Raw genomic sequence first — 1,918 nt, 5'->3', positions numbered from 1 at the left:
TGCCGACGTCGATCACCGTGGCCCCGGGCTTGACCCAGTCTCCCTTGATCATGCCGGGCCGGCCGACGGCGACCACGAGGATGTCCGCGCCGCGGCAGATCTCGGCGAGATCGCGCGAATGGCGATGCGCCACGGTCACGGTGCAATCATCGCGCAACAAAAGCTGCGCCATGGGGCGGCCGACGATGTTCGAACGCCCGACCACCACCGCGTTCAGCCCCTTGAGGTCGCCCAGCCGGTCGCGCAGCATCATCAGACAGCCCAGCGGCGTGCAGGGGACCAGCGCCTTCTGCCCGGTGCCCAGAAGGCCCACGTTGGAGATGTGAAAGCCGTCGACGTCCTTGGCCGGGTCGATCGCCGCCAGCACCGCCTCGGTGTCGATATGGCGCGGCAGCGGCAGCTGCACGAGGATGCCGTGCACCGACCTGTCGGCGTTGAGCCGCGCGAGCAGCGCCAGCAGATCCGCCTCGCTCGTCTCGGCGTCAAGCTTGTGCTCGAAGCCGGTCATGCCGGTCTCGCGGGTCTGGCGCGCCTTGTTGCGCACATAGACCTCGGAGGCCGGGTCTTCGCCCACCAGCACCACCGCGAGGCCGGGTGTGATCCCATGCTCGGAGTTCAGCTCCGCCACGTGATCGGCGACATGGGCCCGCACATTCGCGGCAAAGGCCTTGCCGTCGATGCGGGCGCCAAGCGTGGTCTCGCGGATGTTCATTTCAGCGCCCCCGTCAGCTCGGGCACGAGATCGAACAGATCGCCGACGAGGCCGTAATCGGCGACCTGGAAGATCGGCGCCTCCTCGTCCTTGTTGATGGCGACGATGATCTTGCTGTCCTTCATCCCCGCGAGGTGCTGGATCGCGCCGGAGATGCCGACCGCGACGTAGAGATCGGGGGCGACGACCTTGCCGGTCTGCCCGACCTGCCAGTCGTTCGGGGCATAGCCCGCATCGACGGCGGCGCGGCTCGCACCGACGGCGGCGCCGAGGCTGTCGGCCAGCCCCTCGACCAGTGCGAAGTTCTCCTCCGAACCGACGCCGCGCCCGCCAGAGACCACGCGGCCCGCCGAGGTCAGCTCCAGCCGGTCGCTCTTCGAGACCTCGTCCGAGAGCCAGCGCGCGAGGCCGGGATCGGTGACCTCGGCCAGGGTCTCGACCTCGGCCGCGCCGCCATCGCCCGCGGCGTCGAAGCCGGTGGTGCGGATGGTCAGCACCTTGGTCGCGTCCTTGGATCGCACGGTCTGGATCGCGTTGCCCGCGTAGATCGGCCGCTCGAAGGTCTCGGCGTCGATCACCTTGAGCACGTCGGGGATCACCATCACGTCGAGAAGCCCCGCGACACGCGGCATCGCGTTCTTGGCGCTTGAGGTGGCGGGGGCGGCGATGTGCTCGAAATCACCGGCGAGCACCGCGATCAGTGCCGCCAGCGGCTCGGCCATCTGGCGCTCGTATTGCGCGCCCTCGGCCAGCAGCACGCGGCCCACACCATCGATCTTCGCGGCCTCGGATGCCGCCTCATGCGTGGCGCCGGCGCAAAGCAGCGTCACCGCGCCCAGGCTCTGCACCGCGCTTATGGCCTTGGCCGTGGCGTCGCGGTTCAATTCGCCCCTGGTGATGTCCGCAACAAGTAGAACCGCCATCAGATGACCCCCGCTTCCTTGAGTTGATCGACCAGCTCGTTCACCGAGCCGAGCTTGATCCCGGCCTGGCGGCCCTGCGGCTCGCGCACCGAGACGACTTCGAGCCGCGGGCTCACGTCGACGCCGTAATCGGCGGCGGTGGTCTCCTTGAGCGGCTTTTTCTTGGCCTTCATGATGTTGGGCAGCGAGGCATAGCGCGGCTCGTTGAGGCGCAGATCGGCGCTGACGATGGCCGGGAGCGGCACCTCGATGGTCTGCAGGCCGCCATCGACCTCGCGCGCAC

3 protein-coding genes are annotated in these 1,918 nt (G+C 68.7%); all 3 read right to left on the bottom strand.

The features are described from left to right. Positions 1 to 712: tetrahydrofolate dehydrogenase/cyclohydrolase catalytic domain-containing protein (locus tag MBELCI_RS18700; protein WP_045320544.1), on the bottom strand; the 712-nt coding region annotated here is incomplete at its 3' end. Continuing rightward, positions 709 to 1,635, bottom strand: coding sequence for an electron transfer flavoprotein subunit alpha/FixB family protein (locus tag MBELCI_RS18695; RefSeq protein WP_021695803.1), 927 nt, complete (start codon positions 1,633 to 1,635; stop codon positions 709 to 711). The genes MBELCI_RS18700 and MBELCI_RS18695, both read right to left, overlap by 4 nt. Further along, a partial coding sequence (locus tag MBELCI_RS18690; RefSeq protein ID WP_045320543.1) for an electron transfer flavoprotein subunit beta/FixA family protein occupies positions 1,635 to 1,918 on the bottom strand: 284 nt, incomplete at its 5' end. The genes MBELCI_RS18690 and MBELCI_RS18695, both read right to left, overlap by 1 nt.

Source organism: Limimaricola cinnabarinus LL-001 (assembly GCF_000466965.1).
Lineage (GTDB): Bacteria > Pseudomonadota > Alphaproteobacteria > Rhodobacterales > Rhodobacteraceae > Limimaricola > Limimaricola cinnabarinus.
The sequence above is the reverse complement of the archived record's forward strand: the minus strand, read 5'-3'. Positions and strand labels throughout refer to the sequence as shown.

What these genes read in the sequence shown, in the direction of transcription:
- MBELCI_RS18695 (WP_021695803.1), bottom strand. Translation starts at nt 1,635, where the DNA reads ATGGCGGTTCTACTTGTTGCGGACATCACCAGGGGCGAATTGAACCGC.